This window comes from Streptomyces sp. NPDC057486 (assembly GCF_042802415.1).
Classification (GTDB): Bacteria; Actinomycetota; Actinomycetes; order Streptomycetales; family Streptomycetaceae; genus Streptomyces; species Streptomyces yanii.
Window position 1 is genome coordinate 1 of record NZ_JBHVEE010000072.1, and the last position, 23157, is coordinate 23157.

At 70.4% G+C, this 23157-nt stretch carries 20 protein-coding genes; 6 read left to right on the forward strand and 14 right to left on the reverse strand.

Annotated elements, in window-relative coordinates:
• Positions 1 to 30: 30 nt before the first annotated feature.
• The 3 genes from ACFU6I_RS28755 to pepN all read right to left on the reverse strand — a co-directional run bounded on the left by ACFU6I_RS28755 (position 31) and on the right by pepN (position 7311).
• Positions 31 to 3330 carry a S8 family serine peptidase gene (locus ACFU6I_RS28755; RefSeq protein WP_384371920.1) on the reverse strand — a complete coding sequence of 1100 codons (3300 nt, stop codon included), beginning with the start codon at positions 3328 to 3330 and terminating at the stop codon, positions 31 to 33.
• 168 nt (positions 3331 to 3498) lie between these two features.
• Positions 3499 to 4533 (reverse strand): hypothetical protein, encoded by a 1035-nt coding sequence (locus ACFU6I_RS28760; protein ID WP_384371922.1) that lies wholly within the window; start codon positions 4531 to 4533, stop codon positions 3499 to 3501.
• Between the two features lie 156 nt (positions 4534 to 4689).
• Positions 4690 to 7311, reverse strand: coding sequence for an aminopeptidase N (gene pepN, locus ACFU6I_RS28765; RefSeq protein ID WP_384371924.1), 2622 nt, complete (start codon positions 7309 to 7311; stop codon positions 4690 to 4692).
• Positions 7312 to 7442: 131 nt separating this feature from the next.
• On the opposite strand from pepN, the gene ACFU6I_RS28770 reads away from it, so the two are divergent.
• Positions 7443 to 8093 carry a DsbA family protein gene (locus ACFU6I_RS28770; RefSeq protein WP_384371927.1) on the forward strand — a complete coding sequence of 217 codons (651 nt, stop codon included), beginning with the start codon at positions 7443 to 7445 and terminating at the stop codon, positions 8091 to 8093.
• Positions 8094 to 8143: 50 nt separating this feature from the next.
• Here the strand turns inward: ACFU6I_RS28770 and ACFU6I_RS28775 are convergent, their stop codons facing one another.
• The gene (locus ACFU6I_RS28775; protein WP_384371929.1) at positions 8144 to 8677 is read right to left on the reverse strand and encodes a DUF4240 domain-containing protein; all 534 of its coding nucleotides are present in this window, start codon (positions 8675 to 8677) and stop codon (positions 8144 to 8146) included.
• A gap of 87 nt (positions 8678 to 8764) precedes the next feature.
• On the opposite strand from ACFU6I_RS28775, the gene ACFU6I_RS28780 reads away from it, so the two are divergent.
• On the forward strand, positions 8765 to 9223 hold the full coding sequence (locus tag ACFU6I_RS28780; protein WP_384371931.1) for a GNAT family N-acetyltransferase: 459 nt from the start codon (positions 8765 to 8767) through the stop codon (positions 9221 to 9223).
• On the opposite strand, the gene ACFU6I_RS28785 is transcribed toward ACFU6I_RS28780, so the two are convergent.
• Complete coding sequence (locus ACFU6I_RS28785; RefSeq protein ID WP_384371933.1) at positions 9210 to 10418, reverse strand: MFS transporter; 1209 nt, start codon at positions 10416 to 10418, stop codon at positions 9210 to 9212. The genes ACFU6I_RS28780 and ACFU6I_RS28785 overlap by 14 nt on opposite strands.
• 61 nt (positions 10419 to 10479) lie before the next feature.
• Between ACFU6I_RS28785 and ACFU6I_RS28790 the strand changes: the two genes are divergently transcribed.
• Entirely contained in the window at positions 10480 to 11544 is a 1065-nt protein-coding gene (locus ACFU6I_RS28790) for an ArsR/SmtB family transcription factor (protein WP_384371935.1), read from the forward strand.
• A 151-nt stretch (positions 11545 to 11695) separates the two neighbouring features.
• Here the strand turns inward: ACFU6I_RS28790 and ACFU6I_RS28795 are convergent, their stop codons facing one another.
• The 5 genes from ACFU6I_RS28795 to ACFU6I_RS28815 all read right to left on the reverse strand — a co-directional run bounded on the left by ACFU6I_RS28795 (position 11696) and on the right by ACFU6I_RS28815 (position 15142).
• Entirely contained in the window at positions 11696 to 12535 is an 840-nt protein-coding gene (locus ACFU6I_RS28795) for an MOSC domain-containing protein (RefSeq protein WP_384371937.1), read from the reverse strand.
• The gene (locus tag ACFU6I_RS28800; protein WP_384371939.1) at positions 12532 to 13182 is read right to left on the reverse strand and encodes a CatB-related O-acetyltransferase; all 651 of its coding nucleotides are present in this window, start codon (positions 13180 to 13182) and stop codon (positions 12532 to 12534) included. The genes ACFU6I_RS28795 and ACFU6I_RS28800 overlap by 4 nt, the downstream gene beginning before the upstream one ends.
• A 95-nt stretch (positions 13183 to 13277) precedes the next feature.
• Positions 13278 to 14009 carry a DUF2071 domain-containing protein gene (locus ACFU6I_RS28805; RefSeq protein ID WP_384371941.1) on the reverse strand — a complete coding sequence of 244 codons (732 nt, stop codon included), beginning with the start codon at positions 14007 to 14009 and terminating at the stop codon, positions 13278 to 13280.
• Positions 14006 to 14344, reverse strand: coding sequence for a metalloregulator ArsR/SmtB family transcription factor (locus ACFU6I_RS28810; RefSeq protein ID WP_384371943.1), 339 nt, complete (start codon positions 14342 to 14344; stop codon positions 14006 to 14008). Before ACFU6I_RS28810 ends, ACFU6I_RS28805 begins: the two co-directional genes overlap by 4 nt.
• A 156-nt stretch (positions 14345 to 14500) precedes the next feature.
• The gene (locus ACFU6I_RS28815) at positions 14501 to 15142 is read right to left on the reverse strand and encodes a superoxide dismutase (protein WP_384371945.1); all 642 of its coding nucleotides are present in this window, start codon (positions 15140 to 15142) and stop codon (positions 14501 to 14503) included.
• A 235-nt stretch (positions 15143 to 15377) separates the two neighbouring features.
• On the opposite strand from ACFU6I_RS28815, the gene ACFU6I_RS28820 reads away from it, so the two are divergent.
• Both ACFU6I_RS28820 and ACFU6I_RS28825 read left to right on the forward strand, forming a co-directional pair.
• Entirely contained in the window at positions 15378 to 15656 is a 279-nt protein-coding gene (locus ACFU6I_RS28820) for a hypothetical protein (RefSeq protein ID WP_384371947.1), read from the forward strand.
• Entirely contained in the window at positions 15653 to 16285 is a 633-nt protein-coding gene (locus tag ACFU6I_RS28825) for a histidine phosphatase family protein (protein WP_384371949.1), read from the forward strand. Before ACFU6I_RS28820 ends, ACFU6I_RS28825 begins: the two co-directional genes overlap by 4 nt.
• Here ACFU6I_RS28825 and ACFU6I_RS28830 read toward each other — a convergent pair.
• Both ACFU6I_RS28830 and ACFU6I_RS28835 read right to left on the reverse strand, forming a co-directional pair.
• A complete protein-coding gene (locus ACFU6I_RS28830; RefSeq protein WP_384371951.1) occupies positions 16275 to 17690 on the reverse strand; it encodes an amino acid permease in 1416 nt (471 codons plus the stop codon). The two genes, ACFU6I_RS28825 and ACFU6I_RS28830, sit on opposite strands and share 11 nt — an antisense overlap.
• Before the next feature lie 148 nt (positions 17691 to 17838).
• Entirely contained in the window at positions 17839 to 19248 is a 1410-nt protein-coding gene (locus ACFU6I_RS28835; RefSeq protein ID WP_384371953.1) for an amino acid permease, read from the reverse strand.
• 259 nt (positions 19249 to 19507) lie between these two features.
• Here ACFU6I_RS28835 and ACFU6I_RS28840 point away from each other — a divergent pair, with 259 nt between their 5' ends.
• Positions 19508 to 20104: a biotin transporter BioY gene (locus ACFU6I_RS28840; RefSeq protein ID WP_384371955.1), complete on the forward strand. Its 597-nt coding sequence runs from the start codon at positions 19508 to 19510 to the stop codon at positions 20102 to 20104.
• Between the two features lie 9 nt (positions 20105 to 20113).
• Here the strand turns inward: ACFU6I_RS28840 and ACFU6I_RS28845 are convergent, their stop codons facing one another.
• Positions 20114 to 21454 (reverse strand): FAD-binding oxidoreductase, encoded by a 1341-nt coding sequence (locus ACFU6I_RS28845; RefSeq protein WP_384371957.1) that lies wholly within the window; start codon positions 21452 to 21454, stop codon positions 20114 to 20116.
• A 92-nt stretch (positions 21455 to 21546) separates the two neighbouring features.
• Positions 21547 to 23010: an amino acid permease gene (locus tag ACFU6I_RS28850; protein ID WP_384371959.1), complete on the reverse strand. Its 1464-nt coding sequence runs from the start codon at positions 23008 to 23010 to the stop codon at positions 21547 to 21549.
• Between the last annotated feature and the right edge of the window lie 147 nt (positions 23011 to 23157).

Below are 23157 nucleotides of genomic sequence, written 5' to 3' on the forward strand. Positions count from 1 at the left end.
CCCTCTCTCGGTATCACCGCACAGCAACCGTTACGGCGTGACCTTCTCGATCACGACGCTACCGGTGCCCGCAGCGGTGCCGCGGCTGTTCACCAGCTGGACCTCGCCGAAGAACTGACGTCCCTCGGGAGCCGCACCGGCGACCACGACCTCGGCGCCGATCTGTGCCGAGGCGCCGTTGGCCAGGTTCACGGCCTTCGACTCGTCGACCTTGAGCGTGCCGAGCGACGGCGTGTAGTACACGTCGCGGTAGTTGTACGTGGTGGTCCCGGCCGGGACCGAGTAGCCGTCGACGACGACCGTGTACGTACCCGCGGCGGGCTTCGCCAGGCTCACCGCCTCTTCCGAGCCCGCGCTCGTGGAGGCGCCGACCTCGTTGCCGGCCGCGTCGAGGACGTACAGGTCCAGGTCGGCGTTGGCGTCCGAGGTGCCGCCGATGGCGACGTCCAGCTTCTCGACGCCCGCACCGATGGTGACCGTGGTGACCTGCTGGTCATGCGTCTTGATCGACGGGGTTGCGACCTTGGCCGAGCCCAGCGAGCCGCCCTTGAGCTTGCCCTCCAGGTCGCCCGCACCGTTGGTGACGGTCCAGTTCACCGCGGTCGGCGTGCCGATCTTCGCCTCCGGCAGCGTCTGGACGGCCGGGTCGAAGGAGGCGCCGAGCAGGGAGACGTCGAGCTTGAACGGGTTGTCCAGCAGCGGCGACGTACGCCGTGACTCGACCTCGATCTCCCAGACACCGGGCTGCGGGTCGGCGTACGAGCGCACGTCGGGGCGGCAGGTGTTGTTCGGGTTGTCGTAGTTCGGGTAGCAGAACGGCGTTCCGCTGTTCTCCATCTGCACCCCGTACGGGTGGATGGAGATGAACCGGGTCTGGCTGCCCGAGCGCAGGGCGCTCATCGCGACCTCAAGGGTCTTGGCGCCCTCCGGCACGTTCACGAAGTACGACGTGGTGCCGTTGCGCTGCACCGAGCCGGATGTCGTGAAGGCATAGGCGGGCTTCACCAGGTCCTTGGCGACGACGACGGTGGCGAGGATCTGCTGGTCCACACCGGAGGTCTTCGCGTCATCGACCTGCAGGATCGCGCTGTGCACGCCCGCGGTGCCCGGCTTCGCCTGGACCTTGACGGTCACCGGCTTGCCCAGCGGCAGGGAGACGTTGCTGCTGCCGGTCAGGGTGAAGGTGCCGTCGTTGTTCTTCCAGGACAGCTTGTGCGCGACGGCCTTGTCCGGGCCCGTGGTGCGGGTGACCGTGACGTCGTACGACTTCGTCTGGCCGGCCTTCAGGCCACCCTCGCGGTCGTACAGGCCGGTACCGAAGCCGGGGGTCTGCAGCGCGAAGTCGATCGCCGTGTCGACCGGGGCCTTCACGGAGTACTCGTGCGCCGGGGCGCCCTGCTTCGCGATCAGCTTCCAGGCGTCGACGATGTTGATCAGACCGGCACCCTGGGCGTGCGCGGGCACACCCTCGATGTGCGTGGCGCTGGTGGTCAGCGCGGTGCGCAGGTCGGCCGGGGGCAGCTCGATGTGCTTCTGCTTCGCGGCGGACAGCAGCAGCGCGGTCGCACCGGCGGCCTGCGGCGAGGCCATCGAGGTGCCCTGCAGCATGGAGTATCCGGCCGGGAGCGAGTAGCCCGCCTCCTTGACCGGGCCACCGGGCAGCCAGGTCTGGGTGGAGTTGATGGAGGCGCCGGGCGCACTCAGGGTCGGCGTGAAGCCGCCGTCCTCACGCGGACCGCGCGAGGAGAACGGCATCATGTCGTACTTCTTGGTGACGTTCGAGCCGTAGTTGGCGGCCCAGGTCTCCTTGGAGACGGACGCGCCGACGGAGATGACGTGGTCGGCGAGGCCGGGGTCACCGATGGTGTTCACACCCGGGCCGTCGTTGCCGGCCGAGATGACCAGCTGGACGCCGTACGTGTCGATGAGCCGCTTGTACAGCACCGCGCGGGCGTTGCTGCCGTCGTTGAGCGGCGGCAGGCCACCGATCGACATGTTGACGACATCGACACCGCGGTTCACGACGAGGTCGGTCATGCCCTCCATGAGCGCGATGTTGGTGCAGCCGCCGGACCACGTGCAGGCGCGCGAGGAGACGATCTTCGCGCCGGGCGCGGCGCCGTTCATCTTGCCGCCGAACAGCCCGTTGGCGGCGGTGATGCCGGCGACGTGGGTGCCGTGCTCGCTCTCGATGACACCGATGTTGACGTAGTCGGACGTGTTGCCGGCCGCGTTGTAGACCACGTTCTTGCGGGTCTCGACGACGAACGGGATGCGCTCGACGACCTCGGTCCGCGGGTCGTCCGTGCCGAAGTAGGAGACCTGGTGCTTCTCCTTGTACGGCTTCATGACGGCGTCGTTGGAGAAGTCAGCGTCGTTGTTCAGGTCGACGCGGACGGTGCCGGCGACCGGGTCGTAGAGCACGGCCCAGGTGTCGGTGGTGTCACCGTCACGGTTGAGGTCACCCGCCATGTCGCCGCCGCGGGTGGCGGACTCGGCGAACACCTTGATCCTGTACGAGCCCTCGGGCGCCGAGTAGGTACGGCCCCCGTAGGTGAACGTCGGGCCGGACACGGCGTCCGTCATCCGCAGCCAGGTACCGTCGCCGTCCCTGACCGGGTCGGTGGCCGTCACCCAGTCGACGATCTTGCGCTCGCCGGTGGTGGTCTTCTGGAGCGCCGGGTGACCGAGGTCGACACCCGAGTCCAGGATGCCGATGGTCACGCCGCGGCCGTCGGCCTTCGGGTGGTCCTTCACGAAGTCGACCGCACCCGTCTCGAAGGACGGGTTGTACGGGTTCTTCGCCGGCGTTTTGCTGCTGGGCGCCGGGTAGGTGCCCGTGGACGCCGTCCTCGCCCCGGCGGCCCGGTCGCCCGAGGGCGTCGGGTCGTCGAGCATGATCTCCTGCTTGAGATCGATGCCCTGGACGGATGTCAGCTTCGAGGCAGCCTTGATGGTCGCCTCGGCGGTGGCAGTCGGCACGGTCGCGCGGACGTAGCCGAGCTTGTCGTACGTACGCTCCACCACGGACCCCTTGACGGCGTCCAACTTCTCGGTGACCTGCTCGGTCGCACCGGGGGCGGTGGCGACCATCATGGTGATGTTCTTCTCGCCCTTGGCCTGCGCCTTGGTCAGAAGATCGGCATCGGCCGCACCGAGCTTGTCGCTGTCGGCGGCTGTCTTCACGGGGGCGGTGGCCGGGTCGTCGGCGGCGAAGACCGGTGCGGCACCGGAGGCGGCCAGTGCGGCCACCAGACCGGCAGCGGCCGCGACTCGGGCCACGCGTCTCGCCCCGGATATGGAACTGGGGGATTCGGAGGTCATCAGCATCCCTGTATGTGAAAGAGAAAATCCGGAATTCGGTACCGGATGACCGCTCAGCCTTTCGCAAATGGCAGGGGTTTGTGGAGGGTTGGCGTGGGCGAGTTGCCGCCGTGGCGTACATCCGCCAATGGGGCTGATGCGTCATGAGGGACGAACCCGGCGATAACTCCCGTATCACCGGGGCAGGATGACCACATGCGCTGCGTGGTCACGGCCGACGGCCGCCATCAGCGCGGTACGCACCACGATCGCCAGCTGCTCCGGTGCTTCATGGAGCCTCTTCGGTGTGAGGTGGACGACGGTGACTCCGAGCCGCTCCAGCTGCTCCCGCTTGGCGGTGTACGCGGACCACTCCGCGTCGTGCTCGGCCTGGCGCCGGTCGTCGTCGAGCGCGCTGTGCCGGGGCGCCCCGGTGTCGAGCTCGACGGCGACCGCCTCGTTCGGCCAGTAGGCGTCCACCGCGCCCAGATGCGGCCCGCCCGGCAGTCTGAGGTCCACGTTCCACAACGGCTCCGGCAGGTCGTACGTCCGCACCATCTCGTACAACCGGCACTCCGCCGGCGTCCGCCCCTCGGCGAGCAACGAGTCCACGGCGTGCAGGACGTAGGCCCGGCCCAGGAGCTTGGCGCGGCTCAACTCCCGTACCACCGCAGCCGGCTCGCAATGCCCGGCGCGGACCGCCTCGGTGAGCAGGCTGCGTGCGGTGGAGGTGTCCCCGATCCCGGCGACCGCGTCCGCGAGCGCCCGTGCCACGGGGGCCACCGGCAGCCCGGCGAGCCGGACCGGGCTGGGTGGTTCGGCCGTCCGCACCACATGCGCGTACCGGGCGGACCGCAGTCGACGGGTACGGGGCACCAGAACGTCGATCCGGTCGAGCGAGCCCAGCGGCGGCGCGGCGGAGAAGCCGTGCAGGGTGAGCGCGGCGAGCCCGGTGACCATGCCTTCATCGTGCCCGGTCTCCGTCGCGCCGCGCCGCCGTCCGGCGTACAGCAGGGCGGACCGCAGTCGCTCCTCGCCGTTGGGCGGCCCCGGGTGCAGCACATAGACACCGGGCAGCGGCTGCTGCCACGGGCCACCGTCCCGGCACTGCGCGGCGGCGCGGGCGGGGGATACCCCGTGAGCCTTCAACTCCTCGATGGAGAGCACGCGTTGCTCTACGTGGGCGGGGAGACGGATGGGGTGCGAGGAGAGCGGGGCGTTCTGGGTCATGTTCCGGGGTATGCCGCACGCGGTCGTGCGGCTAACCCCTGTTACACGCCCGTCGACGATTCAGGACAAGTCAGTCCTAAAGTACGGGAGTTCGACAACCGAAAAGGCACGATCCCGCCCCCGATGTCCCCGCCCCCCGTCCGGCGCGGGGCGCGCTCAGAACCGGCCGCCGGCCCCCGCGTCACACGCCTGCGCCCGCAACGCCCGAGCCAGATCGTCCCGGGCCTCCAGCACCAGCCGCCGCAGCGCGGGCGCCGCGTCCGCGTGCGCCTCCAGCCACGCATCCGTGGCCGCCAGTGTCGGCTCGTCGTCCTGCAGTGCCGGGAACAGCCCCTTCACCACAGCCATCCCGATCTGGATCGACCGCTCGGACCACACCCGCTCGATCGCCTCGAAGTACCGCGCCGTGTACGGCGCCAGCAACTCCCGCTGCGACGGCTGCTCGAACCCCGCGATCGTCGCCTCCACCAGTGCGTTGGACAGCGCGTCCGACTCCACCACCGCCGCCCACGCCTGCGCCTTGACCGCCGCCGAGGGCCGGGAGGCCAGGCACCGGACCTGGTGCCGCTTGCCGGACGCCGTGTCGTCCCGGGCCAGTTCGGCATTGATCACCGACTCGTCGGCGACCCCGTGTGCGGCCAGCGGGGACAGGAACGCCCACCGCAGCTCCTGGTCGACCTCGAGACCGTCGATCCGCGCGGACGCCCCCAGCAGCGAGGACAGCAGCTGGAAGTCCGCGTCCGAGTCCGCGACCGTCGCGAAGAACCGCGCCCACGCCAGCTGGTGCTCGCTCCCCGGCTCGGCGATCCGCAGCTCGCGCAGCGCGCCTGCGGCCAGCGCCCGGCCGCCCTCCTCGCGCCACCCGGGGGCGGCATAGTGGACGAGCGCGGTCCGGGTCCAGGCGTGCAGCATCTGCAGGACGCCGATGTCGGACTCCCGGCCGGAGAAGTCCAGCACGAGCGAGATGAAGTCGCGGGCCGGCATCAGCCCGTCCCGCGTCAGGTTCCACAGCGCGGACCAGCACAGCGCCCGCGCCAGCGGGTCGGTGATGTCACCGAGATGTGCGCGCAGCGTGTCGAGGGAGGCCTCGTCGAAGCGGACCTTGCAGTACGTGAGGTCGTCGTCGTTGACCAGGATCAGCTCGGGCCGCTCGGCCCCGGCCAGCGCCTCGACCACCGTGCGCGCCCCCGCCACGTCCACCTCGGCGCGCGCGTACCGCACCAGGGCGCCGTCGGTCCTGCGCCGGTACAGGCCGACCGCGACCCGGTGCGGCCGCAGCTCCGGGTGCGACTCGACCGCCTCCTGGAGCACCGCCAGCTCCGTCACCCGGTCCGCCGCGTCGTACGTCACCACCGGCGTCAGCGAGTTCACGCCCGCCGTCTGCAGCCACGACCGCGACCAGGTGACCATGTCCCGCCCGGACGTCTCGGCCAGCACCGACAGCAGGTCGCCCAGCTGTGTGTTCCCGTACGCGTGCTTCTTGAAGTAGCGCCGGGCGCCCTCCAGGAACGCGTCCCGCCCCGCGTACGCCACCAGCTGCTTCAGTACGGAGGCGCCCTTGGCATAGGTGATGCCGTCGAAGTTCAGCTTGGCGTCCTCCAGGTCACGGATGTCGGCCGTGATCGGGTGCGTGGACGGCAGCTGGTCGGCCCGGTACGCCCAGGACTTGCGGTTGTTGGCGAAGGTGATCCAGCCGTTCTCGAAGCGGGTCGACTCCACCATGGAGAACGCGCCCATGAAGTCGGCGAACGACTCCTTCAGCCACAGGTCGTCCCACCACTGCATGGTGACGAGGTCGCCGAACCACATGTGCGCCATCTCGTGCAGGATGACGTTGGCGCGGCTCTCGTACGAGGCCTGTGTCACCTTGCCGCGGAAGATGTACTCCTCGCGGAACGTGACACAGCCCGGGTTCTCCATCGCGCCGAGGTTGTACTCGGGCACGAACGCCTGGTCGTACTTGCCGAACGGGTACGGGTAGTCGAAGTTGTCGTGGAAGAAGTCCAGACCCTGCTTGGTGACGAGGAAGATGTCGTCCGCGTCGAAGTGCCGGGCGAGCCCCTTGCGGCAGAGGGCGCCGAGCGGGATGTCCAGCGTCGTGCCGTCGTCGAACGTACGGCTGTAGGAGTCCGTCACGTGGTGGTACGGGCCGGCGACGACCGCCGTGATGTACGTGGAGATCGGCTTCGTCTCGGCGAACCGCCAGACCCCGCCGTCCCGGGACTCCTCCGCCCCGTTGCTCCAGACCGTCCAGGCCTCGGGCGCCGTCACCTCGAAGCGGAAGGGGGCCTTCAGGTCGGGCTGCTCGAAGTTCGCGAAGACGCGTCGCGCGTCGGCGGGCTCGTACTGCGTGTAGAGGTAGACCTCGCCGTCCTCCGGGTCGACGAACCGGTGCATGCCTTCGCCGGTCCGGCTGTACGCGCACTGCGCGTCGACCACCAGGACGTTCTCGCCCTCCGGCAGGTCATTCAGCGCCACCCGCGTCCCGTCGAAGACGACCGCGGGGTCGAGTGCCTGCCCGTTCAGGGTCACCGACGTCACGCTCGGCGCCAGCAGGTCGGCGAAGGTCGACGCCCCCTCCCGCGCGGAGCGGAACCGGATCGTGGTCACCGAGCGGAAGGTCCGCGGATCGGCCGGCTGCTCCCCGCCGCCGTCCACGGCGTCGCCGCCGGCCTCGTCGATCGCGGAACGCACGTCGAGCACGACGTCGTATCCGTCGACGGTCAGCAGTTCGGCCCGCTCGTGGGCCTCGTCGCGGGACAGGTTCTGACCGGGCACAGGTGCACTCCTTTGTGTCACGTTCGAATGCTTTGATCCTCCCACGCGCGTTCCGGCCCCGGTCGCCGGGAATGACGGGGACGTTCTGCGGTGTTCTCGCGCACAGATGCGATTGCCTCGTGAGGAGAGACATGTCTGAGAACAGCGCGGTGCACGGCAGGACCCCCGCCGATTTCTGGTTCGACCCGCTCTGCCCCTGGGCCTGGATGACCTCCCGCTGGATGCTGGAGGTGGAGAAGGTCCGCGATGTCGAGGTCCGCTGGCACGTGATGAGCCTTGCCGTCCTCAACGAGGACAGGCTCGACGAGCTGCCGGAGGAGTACCGCGACATGCTGGAGACGAAGGCGTGGGGCCCGGTCCGCGTCGTCATCGCCGCCCAGCAGAAGCACGGCGACGACATCGTCGGCCCGCTGTACACCGCGCTCGGCACCCGCTTCCACAACGAGGGCGAGGGTCCCACCCGCGAGGCGATCGTGGGAGCGCTCAAGGACGTCGGCCTGCCGGTCGAGCTCGCGGACTACGCCGACTCGGACGCGTACGACGCCGAGCTGCGCGCCTCCCACAAGGAGGGCATCGACAAGGTCGGCCAGGACGTCGGCACGCCGGTCATCGCCGTGCCCGGCCCCCACGGCGAGCAGATCGCCTTCTTCGGCCCGGTCGTCACTCCCGCCCCGAAGGGTGAGGACGCGGCGAAGCTGTGGGACGGCACGCTGCTGGTGGCGTCGATCCCCGGCTTCTACGAGATCAAGCGGACCCGGACCCAGGGCCCGATTTTCGACTGATTCACCCGGTGCGGTGCGGGCTCCGACCGCCGTCCGGACCCCGCACCGCTTCACGCGTACAGCGCGTCCAGCTTCGGCAGCCGCAGCGCCACCCGCTCCGCGTCGTCGAAGCTGAAGTCCCACTCCGGTTCCAGGGCGGGGTAGTCGATGGTGAACGAGTGCTCGGGCATGCCCTGACCGGTCGTCACCGGGTACGCATCCCAGGCGACCCCGAGCATCTCCTCGCACTCGAGGTCGATGCCCGCAGCCGCAGCCTCGCGGACCGGCGGAAGCTCGGCGAGTGTGTCCGGATCGGCAACGACCCGCTCGAACACCTCCCGCCCCTGCGCGATCAGCCAGCCCCGGAAGTAGTCGAACCCGTCGTCGGAACAGCCTCCGTTGATCGTGTACGCCGCAGCCCAGAGCGGAGCCCGGTAGGAGGCGGCCATCAGATCCCAGAGCACTTGCTGCGCGGCGAGGATCTCGCCCGGTGGCCGGGTGGCCAGCAGCGCGGAGGCCCGCTCGACGACGGCCTCCGCATCCTCCGGGTCGCCGACCCGGGCGCGGGCGTCGTCGATCAGATTCCAGAAGTCCGTGGTGTCCATGCGGTGCAGCATGCCCGAGGCGTCTGACAGTCTCGGGTGCGGCGAGCTGCCGAGGGCGGCGGGAAGAGGGAAGGGGAGCGGGCGGACATGGACGTACGACCGGCACGCAGGTCCGAGGCCGAGGCGCTGACCGAGCTGGCCCTGGCATCGAAGGGCCACTGGGGTTACGACGAGGCGTTCCTCGCCGCCTGCCGCGACGAACTCACCATGCACCCGGCCGACATCGACCGCCGCCGCACCGCCGTCGCCGAGGAGGACGGCCGCGTCCTGGGCTTCACCACTCTGGACGGCACCCCGCCCGACGGTGCCCTCGGCATGATGTTCGTCGCCCCGGACGCGCTGGGCCGCGGCATCGGCCGGCTCCTGTTCGAGCACACCATGACGGCGGCCCGCCGCCTCGGCTTCGTATGCCTCACCATCGACGCCGACCCTCACGCGGAGCCGTTCTACCTCGCGATGGGCGCGGTACGGATCGGGGCGACCCCGTCTGGGTCCATCCCCGGCCGCGAGCTGCCGCTGCTGGAGTACGTCCTCACGTCGAACTGACTCCTTGCCGGGGGACGGGGCCTCCTTCGACGGGCTCGGCGGTCCGGCGCCCGGCCGCGGCCAGGGCCAGGGTGACCGCGAGCGAGGCTCCCGCCATCACGGTCATCGCCGTCCCCGGTGAGGTCCGCTGGGCGACGGCACCCGCGAGTGCGGCCGCGACGCCCTGCATGGTGAGCATGCCGGAGGAGTGCAGTCCGAGGGCCTGACCGGTGATCTCGTCCGGGGTCAGGGCCATCAGCCGCTCCTGGAGCAGCAGACTCGCCGAGAACCCGACCGAGGCGAGCGCGGCCAGCGCGAATGCGAGCGGCAGCGCCGGACGCGCGGCGAAGAACAGATACGGGACCGCCAGGAGCAGCAACATCGGCATGGCCAGCCGCCCCCGTCGGCGCTGTGCGAGGAACCGGCCCGCCACGGTGTCCCCGATGAGCATCCCGAGCGCGGCACAGGCGAACAGCAGCCCCGCGTGGTCAGGGGCGTACGGGACGAACAGCGACTCGCAGCCGACGACCAGCCCGTTCGGCACCCAGAGCGCGAGGTAGACCCGGCGGCGGGGCCCGGACGACCACAGAACGGCGTTGGTCCGCCATGTCTCGGCGACCGACGGCCGCCCCGCGGCGCGCGGCGGACGGCGGGTCAGCCCGAACCGGGCGACGGCCGCACCGGTCAGATACATGGCGGCCGCGACCAGCAGCGTGCCGCGCGCCGACAGCGTCGTCACCAGCAGACCACCGAGCGCGAACCCGCCGATCTGCATCAGGCCGACGCACATGTTGAGTACCGAACGCCCCAGCAGATAGCCGTCCTTGGACAGCACCTCATTGAGCAGCCCGTACCGCACCCCGCCTCCCACGGCGGCGACCACACCCTGGGTCAGGACGATCGCGAAGACGACCGCCAACGGAAGCCCGGGGACGGCCAGGGTGGCGGTGGCCAGCCCGAAGGTGAGCGCCATGCCGGTCATCGCGGCCCGTGGCGGCAGCCGGTCGGCCGCCGACATCAGCACGGTCGCTCCGATCACCTGGGCGAGCGAGGAGCCGAACATGGACAGGGCGGCGAGCAGCGGCGATTCGGTCGCGGCGTAGACGAGGGTGCCGAGGGCCAGCCCGCTCATCGTCGACCCCGCGACCTGTAAGGCACTGGTCGCGAAGAGCGGTCCGAACTGCGGCGTGCGGAAGAGTTCCCGGTAGGTGCGCATGCGGGGAGTCTCAGAGGCCGCCCACGGCGACCGTTAATGTTTCGCGAGGAGGCGAAACGTCATGGGCCTGTGGCAGATCAACACGGACACGCTCGCGGGGAGCCGGTTCGTCGTCTCGCCGCTCGCCGAGGCCGTCTCCGCCCTGAACGCACTGGAAAGGGGACGGGCCGAGCACCCCGGCGAACGGGCCTGGCTCGACGCCCATCTGCCCGACTACCGGGCCCGGCAGGCCGCTGATGCGGTCGCCGCCCGCCTCGTACCCGCGGCTCTCGGCGGGAGCTGGAACGCGGACTTCATCACCCCCACACCGACGGGCGAGGGCGCGCCGTCCTTCGAGGAGGAGCTGGCCCCCGTCCGGGCGACCACGTCCGAGCGGGCCCGAGCGGATCTGGTGGTGTCTCTCGACGGTGCTCCGCTGCCGGCCCTCCTGGACCGCGACGACCTGGCGCAACGTGCCGCCGACGTCCTGCACTGGGTCTGGCACCGGACCGTGCTGCCGGACTGGCCGCGCCGCCGCCGGATCATCGAGGCGGACATCGTCGCGCGCACCGGACAGCTGAGCCACGGCGGCTGGGCCGCCGCCCTGAGCGGTCTGCGCCCGGGCATGCGGTGGCTCGGCGGGAGCCGGCTCCAGATCAACGCGCACGACTACCCGCCGAAGCAACTGTCCGGCGTGCGCCTGTTCTTCGTCCCGGTCACCCAACGCTCCGGCTGGGTCTCCTGGGACGACGAAGCCGAGCGGTACGCCGTCGTCTACCCGTGTTCGGGCGCCCTGGCCGAGACGGGGCGGGCGCGGGTGCCCGACAGCCTGGGCCGCCTGCTCGGCCCCGCACGGGCGACGGTCCTTGCCCTCCTCTCCAGCCCGAAGAGCACCACCCAACTGGTGGCCCTGACCGGCCAGGGACTGGGGTCGGTGGGCCGCCACCTCAAGGTGTTGCTGGACAGCGGCCTGGCCGACCGCCGAAGGGCCGGGCGGTCGGTCCTGTACTTCCGTACGGACGTGGGCGACGTGCTGGTGGAGGCTCAGCGGGAGGGGGAGAGAGGTGCGAACGTTCTCCCGGCCCGGGGCAGGCATGAGCTGCGGGGCGGAACATCGGAGCCACGCGGTGAAGAACGAAGGGTTTGAGCCACTGCCGGAAGGCGATCATCCGGGCCGTCATGTCCCACATCGCCGAGTCCCTCGACACGGGATCGCGGTGACGGCGCCGGTGCCGGAGCCGGTGGGCAAGGTCCGCACGGGGCGGCCGCGTTCATCGACGGGGTGAAGGCCGGGGCCTTCACCGGCTGAGCCACTCCGTGACCTCGACCGTGTCCCCGACGGTCACCAGGCCCTCGCGGACCACCGCGTTCTTCGCGCCGAAGCTCACCTTGTTCCTGTACTCCGGCTCGCGGCGGTACGTCGCAAGGGTCCGGACCGGTTCCGGGCCTGCGCGGCGGCCGGTGCGCTGGTCGACGAGCGGGACGTTGCACCGCATCGCCCGTACCGAATGGGCGAGCTCCACGGAACCGAGGATCATCCGGCGTGCCCGGTCCTCGAAGTGCGGTTCGTCGTCGCCGGCCAGGACGATGTTGGCGCGGAAGCGGTCCATCGGGACGGGTGCGGCGTCGCCCCGCGCGGTGATACGGGCGTTGAGGCCGTCCAGGGAGGCCGTCGAGGCGACCAGCACCGCGTGGGCGTCGGCGAAGTTGACCTTGCCGGGGGTCTCGCCCCAGCCGTCCCGGTCGAAGTCGGGGGCCACCCGTACCAGGCGGGACTTGGCTCCGAGTGCGTCGGAGAACCATTCCGCGACCTCGTCCCCCTGGTCGGCGGCCGCGCCGAGCGGGCGGTCGAACATGCTGACCTCGCGGCGCGGGCCGTCTCGGTCGACCTTCAGACGGAGCGGTTCGACGCCCTGGGCGGACAGCGCCAACACCGCCCCGTCTTCCCGTACTTCGACCCCGATCGAGGCCATGGAGGAATGAGTGCGCTGGCTGCGGAAGGCGCCGTCCGCCGCGTCCACCACCATGAACGTCCGGTCGTGTTCGAGGCCGGTACCCAGGACCTGCACGGAATCGACCGTGGTACCGGCGCAGCCCTTGACCGGGTAGTAGGTGAGCTCTCGAACGGTGATCGTCACGATGTCCCCTCCGGGGCAGCCGCTTCGAGGTCGTCGACGCTGCCGGACATGATGGTGCGGATGTGTCGGGTGAGGTGCTCGGTGGGCCAGTCCCACCAGGCGACGGCGAGAAGCCGGGCAATGGTTTCTTCGTCGTACCGGGTACGGACCAGCCTGGCCGGGTTGCCGCCGACGATGCCGTAGTCGGGTACGTCACCGGTGACGACCGCGCCGGCGCCGATGATCGCGCCGTGCCCGATCCGTACGCCCGGCATCACCATGGAGTTGTAGCCGAACCAGACGTCGTTGCCGACGACCGTGTCACCCCGGCTCGGCAGCCCGGTCAGCAGATCGAAGTGTTCGGCCCAGGAGCCACCCATGGTGGGGAACGGGAAGGTGGAGGGGCCGTCCATCCGGTGGTTGGCGCCGTTCATGAGGAACCGCACTCCGGTCCCCAGTGCGCAGAACTTCCCGATGACGAGCTTCTCGGGGCCGTAGTGGTACAGCACGTTGCGGGTCTCGAAGGCGGTCGCGTCGTCGGGGTCGTCGTAGTACGAGTAGTCGCCGACCTCGATCAGTTCGGACTTCACCAGGGGCTTCAGCTGCACCACCCGGGGCAGGCCGGGCATCGGGTGCAGCACGGTGGGATCGGCGGGAACGGAACTCATGGCATCGATCATCGCACTCACCTCCCACGATTTGAGTTCCTTTTGGGAACTCCCGCGCTGTCGAGAGGGGCGCGGCGGGCCGATGGTGCTGCTCATCACCTACGGGCGGCAGCCGGGGCCGGGAGCGGGCGCCAGCGGGCGGTGACGTTCCGCATGACCAGGACGCTGTCCAGCGTCGCGGTGCCGGGCGGGAAGTGGCCCGGGTCGTCGAAGAACGACGACTGTGCCGCACGGACCCGTCCTGCCTCCACCCGCCAGGCATCCGTGTCCAGTTCCATGGCCTCGAGGCGGCGGCCCGAGTCCGCCGGGGAGAGTCCCCTGGTCCCTGCGCGGAAGAAGTCCGAGGCTTCCTGGAGGTCGGCGAAGAGCGCGCTGCCCCGCAGCTCGTCGGTGACCTCGGCGGTGACATCCACCCGCACCTCGCCATCCCGGGAGGCGAGCGCCACCCGCACCTCGTCCGGCGTCTCGCGGACCGCGAAGTCGGCGCGGCCGTGCTCGCCGGGGAAGATGCGGCCGCCCGCAAGGGAGTTGAGCAGTGAGGCGGTGTCACGGCGCGTGATGTAGACGCCGGTCTCGATGCCGTCGGGGCCGTCCCACTCGACGGAGATGCGGTGCGCGGCGTTCTCGCTGCGCAGGCCCACCGCCTGGGGTGCCCAGGAGGGGCGGGTGGAGCCGAGGCGGAGGAGGCAGATGCCGGCGACGGCGTGGCCGCGTACCAGCTGGGGGCGCAGACGGCCCGGCAGTTGGCGGGCCGCTGCGGCCGGGTCGACCCGGTAGTTCACGAGCAGACGGCGTTCGATGACGCTGGAGATCCGGGGCTGCTTCATGACGGGCCGCCTTCTGTTTCCGTGGCGGACCGCCACGCGGTGTGGCGCAGGACGATCTGCTCGGGGCAGACGGCGCTGAGGAACCGTCCGATGCTGGTCGCCAGCCGGTCCTCGGCCAGGGAGTAGAGGATGCGGTTGCCGTCGCGCCGTTCGGTGACCAGCCCGGCGCCCTTCAGCACGCCGAGGTGGCGGGAGATGGACGGCGCGCTGATCGCGAACCGGCCCGCGATCTCCCCGGCCGCCAGTTCACCGCCCCGCAGGTCCTCCAGGATCTGGCGCCTCGTCGGGTCGGCGAGGGCGCGGAAGGCGCTCGCCTCTGCATCGGTCTTTCCCATGACGCATGTTTAGCACATGAGCTAAATAGCCAACCATGCAAGCAGGGTTGGCGAAGAACCCCCGCGAGTCACGTCCTCGCGGGGGCTCCCCGTTCATCCGCCTGCCCGGTGAAGGTTGAGAAGACGATCACGAGGCAGGTCGCCTGTGTGCCCGGGTCAGGGGGCGAGCAGCAGTACGTCCGCGCGCTCCTTGGCGGCCGCGTACCGCTTCGCCACGTCCTGCCAGTTGACGACGCGCCACATCGCCTCGATGAAGTCGACCTTCTGGTTCTTGTACTGCAGGTAGAAGGCGTGCTCCCAGGCGTCGAAGACAAGGATCGGGACCGAGCCCTGGCCGACGTTGCCCTGGTGGTCGTAGATCTGCTCGACGATCAGCTTGCCGCTGACCGGCTCGTACGCGAGAACGCCCCAGCCGGATCCCTGCGTGGTGGCCGCGGCCTTCGTCAGCTGGGACTTGAAGCCGGCGTAGGAGCCGAAGGAGTCGGCGATCGCGTCCGCGAGGTCGCCGACGCCGTCCGCCGCGAGGGGCTCGCCGCCGCCGTCGCCGCTCATGTTGTGCCAGTAGATGGAGTGCAGGATGTGGCCGGACAGGTGGAACGCGAGGTTCTTCTGCAGGCCGTTGACCGCCCCCCAGGCCTCCTTGTCGCGCGCCTCCTCCAGTTGCTCCAGGGTGTCGTTGGCGCCCTTGACGTAGGCGGCGTGGTGCTTGTCGTGGTGGAGCTCGATGATCTGCGGGTTGATGACCGGTTCGAGCGCCGCGTAGTCGTAGGGGAGTTCCGGGAGCGTGTACGTGGCCATGGGGCGAACCCTCCAGCTGCTTTCCTGTTGTTATTGCAACCTATATGCAAATGCAGGCTAGCAGGAGGAAGAGGGTGTGCGAGTGCGGGGACGCCGGTGTCGGTGCAGGGCGCCGGTGGAAGCACCGCGTACGTCTGCGTCCGGCACAGGCACAGGAACGCGTCCCGTTCCGGCGCGGCCGCGCGTATGAACAGGGGGACGGCGCGGCGCGGTCCGCAGCGGTCACCGGAACCGGTTGCGCGCCGACATCCTGGGCCGGCCCGTCCACATCCCGCTGTACAGCGAACCCGCCTTCGGCGGGGCGGTCCTCGCCGCTCACGGGACACGGGTCACCGCCACCCTGCAGGAGACCGCGGGCCACATGGCCGGAATCCGGCAGGTCCTGCGCCCCGACCCGGCGCGCACCGCCCGCCGCACGGAGCCGTACCTCAAGCTGGTGGACGAACCGGAACGGCGGGGCCGGCTGTCCGGAGCGCTCGCCACCCACGCCCGGTCCCGAACGGAGAGCCGATGACCAAGAGCCCGACCACCTTGTTCCTCGCCCGGCACGGACAGACCGCGTGGCACGCCGAGAACCGCTACGCCGGGGTCAGTGACGTCGCCCTCACCGACGAGGGGCGCCACCAGGCCGAACAGTTGGCGCAGTGGGCGTCCCGCCACCGGATCGACGCGATCTGGACGTCGACCCTCACCCGCGCCATCGAGACCGCCGAACCCGCCTGCTGGACGCTCGGCCTCGTACCCGGACGCGAACCCGATCTGCGGGAGTGCGACTTCGGGACGGTGGAGGGGCGCACCCTCGCCGAGTTCGCGGCCGAGGACCCGGAACGGGCGGAGGCGTTCCGGGCCGACCCGGTGATCAACGCCTTCCCCGGGGCCGAGGACCCGCGCGTGGCGGCGGCCCGGGGGACGACGGCGCTGCGCCGGATCGCGGGCGGCCATCCGGGGCAGCGGGTCCTCGTCGTCGCGCACAACACGCTGCTGCGGCTGGTGCTGTGCGAACTGCTGTCGATCCCGCTCGGCGCCTACCGCCGCGTCTTTCCGCAGCTGCGGAACGCGGCGGTGAGCGAGGTGCGGCTGGGGGAGGAGGGTGGCGCGCTGCTCTCCCTCAATGTGCCGTGCGCACCGGACGTCAGCCCTTGACGGCCGTGGCCCGCCGCTGCCGCACGACACCGACCACGATGAGTACGGCGGTCAGCAGACCGGTCGCCAGCAGCTGGTCACGCGTGTCGGGCTGGCGCAGCATCAGCAGGAAGATGCCGGCCATGGCCAGCAGTGCCAGCACCGTCCCCACCGGGAACAGCCACATCCGCACCACCAGCTTCTCGGGCGCCTCGCGCTCCAGCCGGGTGCGCAGCATCAGCTGCGAGACCGCGATGAAGATCCAGACGACCAGGATCACCGCGCCGATCATGTTGAGCAGCCAGGGGAAGACGTCGTCCGGGCGCCAGTAGCTGAGCAGCACGCAGAGGAAACCGAAGACGGACGAGACGAGAACCGCGTTACGAGGCACCCCGGACGTGATCCTGCCGAGCCGCTGCGGGCCCTGGCCGCGGGCGACCAGTGAGCAGGCCATGCGCGAGGCGCCGTAGATGTTCGCGTTCATCGCGGAGAGCAACGCGACCAGGATGACCACATTCATGATCTCCGCGGCGCCGCTGATGCCGAGGTGGTCGAGGGTCGCGTAGAACGGGCCGACCGTGGCGACCTGCGGGTCGTCCCACGGCACGAGCGTGACGATGACCGCCATCGAACCGACGTAGAACAGCGCGATCCGCCACATCGCCGTCCGCACCGCCTTCGCGACACCCCGAACCGGGTTCTCGGACTCGGCCGCGGCGATGGTGACCGTCTCCAGGCCGCCGTACGCGAAGACCGAGGCCAGCAGCCCGATGATGAAGCCGTTGGAGCCGTTCGGCAGGAACCCGCCGTCACCGGTGAGATTGGCGCCGCCGGGGGCGTCCGTCCCGGGCAGCACGCCGAGGATCGCCAGCACACCCAGCACCAGGAAGAGCGTGATCGCGGCGACCTTGAGCGCGGCGAACCAGAACTCGAACTCGCCGAAGTTCTTCACGGCGGCCAGGTTCGTGCCGAGGAAGACCGCCATGAACAGCGCGACCCAGGCCCACTCCGGGGTGCCGGGCAGCCAGCCGGTGACGATCTTCGCGGCGCCGATCCCCTCGAGACCGACGGCGACACAGAGCAGCACCCAGAACGCCCACCCTGCGGTGAATCCGGCCCACGGACCGATCGCCCGCTCCGCATGGACGGAGAACGAGCCGGACGCCGGATTGGCGGCGGACATCTCGCCGAGCATGCGCATCACGAACATGACCAGCAGTCCGGAGATGGCGTAGGCGAGGACGATCGAGGGTCCGGCGGAGGCGATACCGGCGCCGGAACCGACGAACAGTCCAGCACCGATGACGCCGCCGAGGGCGATCATCGACAGATGACGCTGCTTGAGTCCATGGGTGAGGGCGGAGTCGACCGGGGCGGCGGAGACTTCGGAGCCGGCGGTGGGGGGAGACGCGGAAGTCCGAGACATGGACGTGCTCTGTTCGGTAGGCGAGACGGTGGACGAGGCCACAGTCTTCCCGCGCCCCCCGCCCACAGGGAACAGCTGTCCGCTATACGGGCACCGGGCTCACACATGGTGCACACGCGCGTACGCACCCGCGACGGCTCCGCCCCCGTCAGCCCCGGCGCCGGTCCCGCACCTCCCGCGCCAGCGCCACGACCAGCACCAGACCGGTCGCCCCCGCCGACCACAGCACCTGCGGCCGCGCCACGTCATCGGTCAGCATCAGCACGAGCACGGCCACCAGCGCCACCAGGGTCAGCCAGGTCAGCCAGGGGAAGAACCACATCCGCAGGGTCAGGGCCTCGGGCGCCTCACGTTCGATACGGCGGCGCAGCCGCAGCTGGGACGCGGCGATCAGCCCCCATACGAACAGCAGCACAGCGCCGACCGAGTTGAGCAGATAGAGGAAGACCGAGTCGGGCCACTTCAGATTGAGCAGTACGGAGACGAAGCCGAAGGCGACCGAGGCGAGCACCGCCCGCCGCGGCACCCCGCCCTCGACCTCGCCGTCGCTGCCGCCCGACACCTTGAGCAGTCCGCGCGGCCCCTCGCCGCGCTCGGCCAGCGAGAAGATCATCCGGGACGAGCCGTAGAGATTGGCGTTCAGCGCGGAGAGCAGCGCCACGAACACCACGATGTTCATGATCTGCCCGGCCGATGGCACCCCGATCGCGTCCAGGACCTTGACGTACGGGCTCAGCCCGGCCTGCTGCGCGGTCCACGGCAGCACCGTCACGATCACCAGCATCGACCCGACGTAGAAGAAGAGGATGCGCACGACCGCGCTGCGCACGGCGCGTCCCACCGCGCGTGCCGGATCGTCGGTCTCGGCCGCCGCGATGGTCACGACCTCCAGTCCGCCGAACGCGAAGACGACGGTCAGGACACCGGACACGACCCCGGCCCAGCCGCTCGGCAGGAAACCGCCCTGGCCGGTCAGGTTGGTCAGTCCTACCGGATCCGTTTCCGGGAGCAGACCGAAGACGGCCAGCAGCCCGAGCACGAGGAAGAGCACGATCGCGACGACCTTGAGCGCGGCGAACCAGAACTCGAACTCGCCGAAGTTCTTCACCGCGGTCAGATTGGCGACGGTGAACACCACCATGAACACCAGCACCCAGGCCCACTGGGCCACGGCCGGCACCCAGCCATGGGCGATCGTCGCGGCAGCGGTCGCCTCCACGGCGAGTACCACCACCAGCAGGAACCAGTAGAGCCAGCCCACACTGAACCCGGCCCACCGGCCGAGCGCCCGCTCCGCATGGACGGAGAACGAACCGGAGGCGGGCATCGCGGCCGACATCTCGCCGAGCATCCGCATCACCAGCATCGCGAGGGTGCCGGCGATCAGATACGAGACGACGATGGCCGGGCCCGCGACGACGATCCCGGCGCCCGAACCCACGAAGAGGCCGGCGCCGATCACCCCACCCAGTCCGAGCATCGTCAGATGGCGCTGTTTCAGCCCGTGCGCCAGCGGTTCCGGCTGCCTGGGCTCCGTGGGGGGAGGGGTGTCGTGCATGGGGTGCGGATCACTCTCGGATCATTTATGGGGAACCTACAGTCTCACGTTGCGCGACCCCGCCCGGCGGACAGCCCCCTCCCGCCCCCACCTCAGTGACGAGCATCACGCCGTCGCGTGATTGCCCACCGGCCTTTGTGTGAACCCCACCAAGTCGCCGAGCGCCGCTTTGTGGGTGGCTGATGGTGATCGAGCGTTAACCCGTGGGCTAACGTCAGCCTCAGCCTGTCCCACCTGCCCTCACCACCGCGGAGTCCCGATGAGCACTGCTGCCGCTGCCCCCGTCCGTACCGGAGCGGTCCTCGCCGACCTGCTGCCCGCAGCCCGGCACCGCTACGCCGTCGACACGGCCCTGGTCGTCGGCGGCGCCGCGCTCACCGGTATCGCCGCCCAGATCGCCGTCCCGGTCCCCGGCTCCCCGGTCCCCGTCACCGGCCAGACCTTCGCCGCGCTCCTCGTCGGCACGGCCCTCGGCGCCCGCCGCGGCTTCCTCTCCCTGGCTGTGTACGCGCTCGTCGGCATGGCGGGCATACCGTGGTTCGCGGGCGGCAGCTCCGGCGCGGGCGGTGCCTCGTTCGGTTACGTCCTCGGCATGCTGCTCGCCGCCACCGTGGTCGGCGGCCTCGCCCGCCGCGGCGGCGACCGGTCGGTGCTGCGCACCGCGGGCACGATGGTGCTTGGTTCCGCGATCATCTACGCGATCGGTGTCCCGTACCTGGCGCTCTCCACGGGGATGTCGGCGAGCGCCGCGATCGCGGCGGGTCTGGTGCCGTTCCTGCTCGGTGACGCGCTGAAGGCGGTCCTGGCGATGGGCGCGCTGCCCACCGCCTGGAAGCTCGTCGGCCGCCGCGGCTGACACAGGGGGCTACTCGCCCTCGTAAACCCCTCCGAAGAGGCTCGCCGGGTCGTACTGCGACACCAGACCGGCGAGCCTCTTCCGCGTCCGCTCGTCGTGGAGCCCCCCGGTGCGGTCGCCGCCACCGAACGAGAAGTTCAGCGAGCGCCCCACGGCCAGCGGCTCCAGCACGGAGGACACCTGTGCGTACAGGGCCCGTACCGCCGCCACACCGGTCCCGTCGAGCGGCGAGAGCAGCCGCAGCAGGAAGGCGGCGTCGCGGTACGGCACGGCAGTGGGCACCGGGGGCTCCGCGGCCAGTGCCCCGCCCAGATGGTTGATCTGCACCACGGTCATCATCGGCGCCTTGGGCCCGGTCAGCTCCAGGGCCCGCAGCGCACGTTCCGCGTCCAGCCCGCTCAGCATCGCGCTGTCGCCGTAATAGGCATGCGGGAACGGCGGGTCGCTGTGAATGGTGTGGCTGTCGGTGTACGGCATCTCCCGCAGCGAATCCGCGAGCGAGGGCCCGATCGCCCGCAGCGGGGCGACCAGCTGCTCGCCCTCGGCGGCACTGCCGGTGTACGCGACCCGCACCGAGATGACATACCTCCCGCGCAGCGCCTCCGGCAGCTGGGGGATGTCCGGGTACGGGAGTGCCGCCACGGACGAGGTCAACGCGTCCGGCACGGTCCGCGTCCACTCCAGATAGGTCCGCAGCACCGCGGACGCCGCTTCCCCGTCCGCGCCGTCGAAGGCGATCGAACCGCCGTACACCCGCGCCACCGGAACCAGCCCGATCTCCAGCGCGGTCACCACCCCGAGCCGGTGCCCGCCGCCCAGCAGCGCCCAGAACAGCTCGGGTTCCCTTTCGGGGGTGACATGACGCAGCCGGGCGTCGGCCGTCACCACATCCAGCGAGCGCACCCGGTCGGCGGCGTAGCCGAACGTACGGCCCAGCACCCCGAGCCCGCCGCCCAGCGTGTACGAGACGGCGCCGACGCTCGGCGCGGAGCCGTTCAGCGGGGCGAGGCCGTGCGCGGCTGCGGCCTCGACGACCTGGCCCCAGCGCACCCCCGCCCCGATCCGGGCGGTCCCGGCGGCGGCGTCGATGCGTACGTCGTCCATCCGGCGCGTACTGATCAGTGCCCCGTCCTCGGCGGCGCCGGCCAGACCGTGCCCGGTGGCCTGGACGGCGACAGGCAGTCCGCGAGCGGCGGCGAACACGACGGCGGCCCGGACCTCGTCGGCATCGGTGACACCGACGATCAGTCCGGGCCGGAGCGTGAAACCGGTCTGGAAGCCGGCCAGTTCCTCCGCGTATCCGGGGTCGCCGGGGCGGAAGGTGAACTGGGCAGGCAACTGGTCGATCATGGGGAGGCTCTCCGTTCGCCAGGTGAAAACTGCGGCAGGAGAGAGCCTCCCCGGTATACCTGACATCCGCCGTCAGGTATGGACGGGCTCGGTCAGGCGTCGGCGGACGCGTCCGCCGTGACCGCTCCGCTCTTGCGCTGACGGACCTCACGTACCAGCGAGATCGCCACCACGAGAGCCGCGACGAGCAGCGAGAGCAGCACCTGCTGACGGCCGCTGTCGTCGGTCAGCATGTAGACCAGCACGAAGGAGATCATCGCGATGGTCGCCCAGGTCAGATACGGGAAGAGCCACATCCGTACGACCAGCTTCTCCGGCGACTCGCGCAGGATGATGCCCCGCATGCGCAGCTGGGTGAAGCAGATGACCAGCCAGACGAACAGGGCGACCGCACCGGACGAGTTCAGCAGGAACTGGAAGACGGTGTCCGGCCACTGGTAGTTGAAGAACACGGCGACGAAGCCGAAGACGACGGAGGACAGGATGGCCGCCTGCGGCACGCCCCGTTTGTTCGTCCGGGCGAACGCCTTCGGCGCGTCACCGCGGCCGCCGAGCGAGAACGCCATCCGCGAGGCCGTGTAGAGGCCGGAGTTGAGGCAGGACAGCACGGCCGTCAGCACGATGACGTCCATCACCTGGCCTGCGTGCGGGATGCCGATCGAGTTCAGTGCGGCGACATAGCTGCCGTCCTTGAGGATCGACGCGTCGTTCCACGGCAGCAGCGTCAGCACGATGAAGATCGAGCCCAGGTAGAAGACGGCGATCCGCCAGATCACGCTGTTGGTGGCCTTCTGGACGGCGCGCTGCGGGTTCTCCGACTCGCCGGCCGCCAGCGTCACGATCTCGCTGCCCATGAACGAGAAGACGACCATCAGCACACCGGTGAGGATGGCGCCCGGCCCCTTGGGGAAGAACCCGCCGGTGTCCGTGAGATGCGCGAGCCCCGCGCCGGGGTTGTCCGAGCCGGGCAGCAGCCCGAAGACGGCGAGCAGCCCGACGACGACGAACGCGCCGATCGCCACGACCTTGATCCCGGCGAACCAGAACTCGAATTCTCCGTACGAACCGACCGAGACCAGGTTCGTCGCGGTGAGCACGACCATCACGATCAGCGCCCACGCCCACTGCGGGACGCCCGGCACCCAGCCCTCCAGGATCTTGGCACCCGCCGTGGCTTCGACGGCGAGCACCACGACCCAGAAGAACCAGTACAGCCAGCCGATCGAGAAGCCGGCCCAGCGGCCGAGGGCCTGGTCGGCGTATGCGGAGAAGGAGCCCGAGCTCGGACGGGCCGCGGCCATCTCGCCGAGCATCCGCATCACGAAGACGACCATGAGGCCGACCAGTGCGTACGACAGCAGGATGGCGGGACCCGCGGCGGCGATACCGGCGCCGGAGCCCACGAAGAGGCCGGCGCCGATCACCCCGCCGATGGCGATCATCGAGAGGTGACGATTCTTGAGACCGGCCTGGAGCCCGTCGCCGGAGCCCGGCTTGTCCGCCCGGTCCGGCTTGCCGGGCTGGTGGCCCGGTCCTGCCAGAGTCGTCTGCGTCATGGATCGAATCCTTACGTTCTGGATCACTCAGTTCCGTGGCTGTGCCGCTGCACAGGGGTGTGGCGGCGGAGTCTCAGCATTGAAGCCTGCGGAACCCCGGAAGCGGAACCCCCTCTTCCGGATCGTCGGCCGGATCGTTGAGTGGCA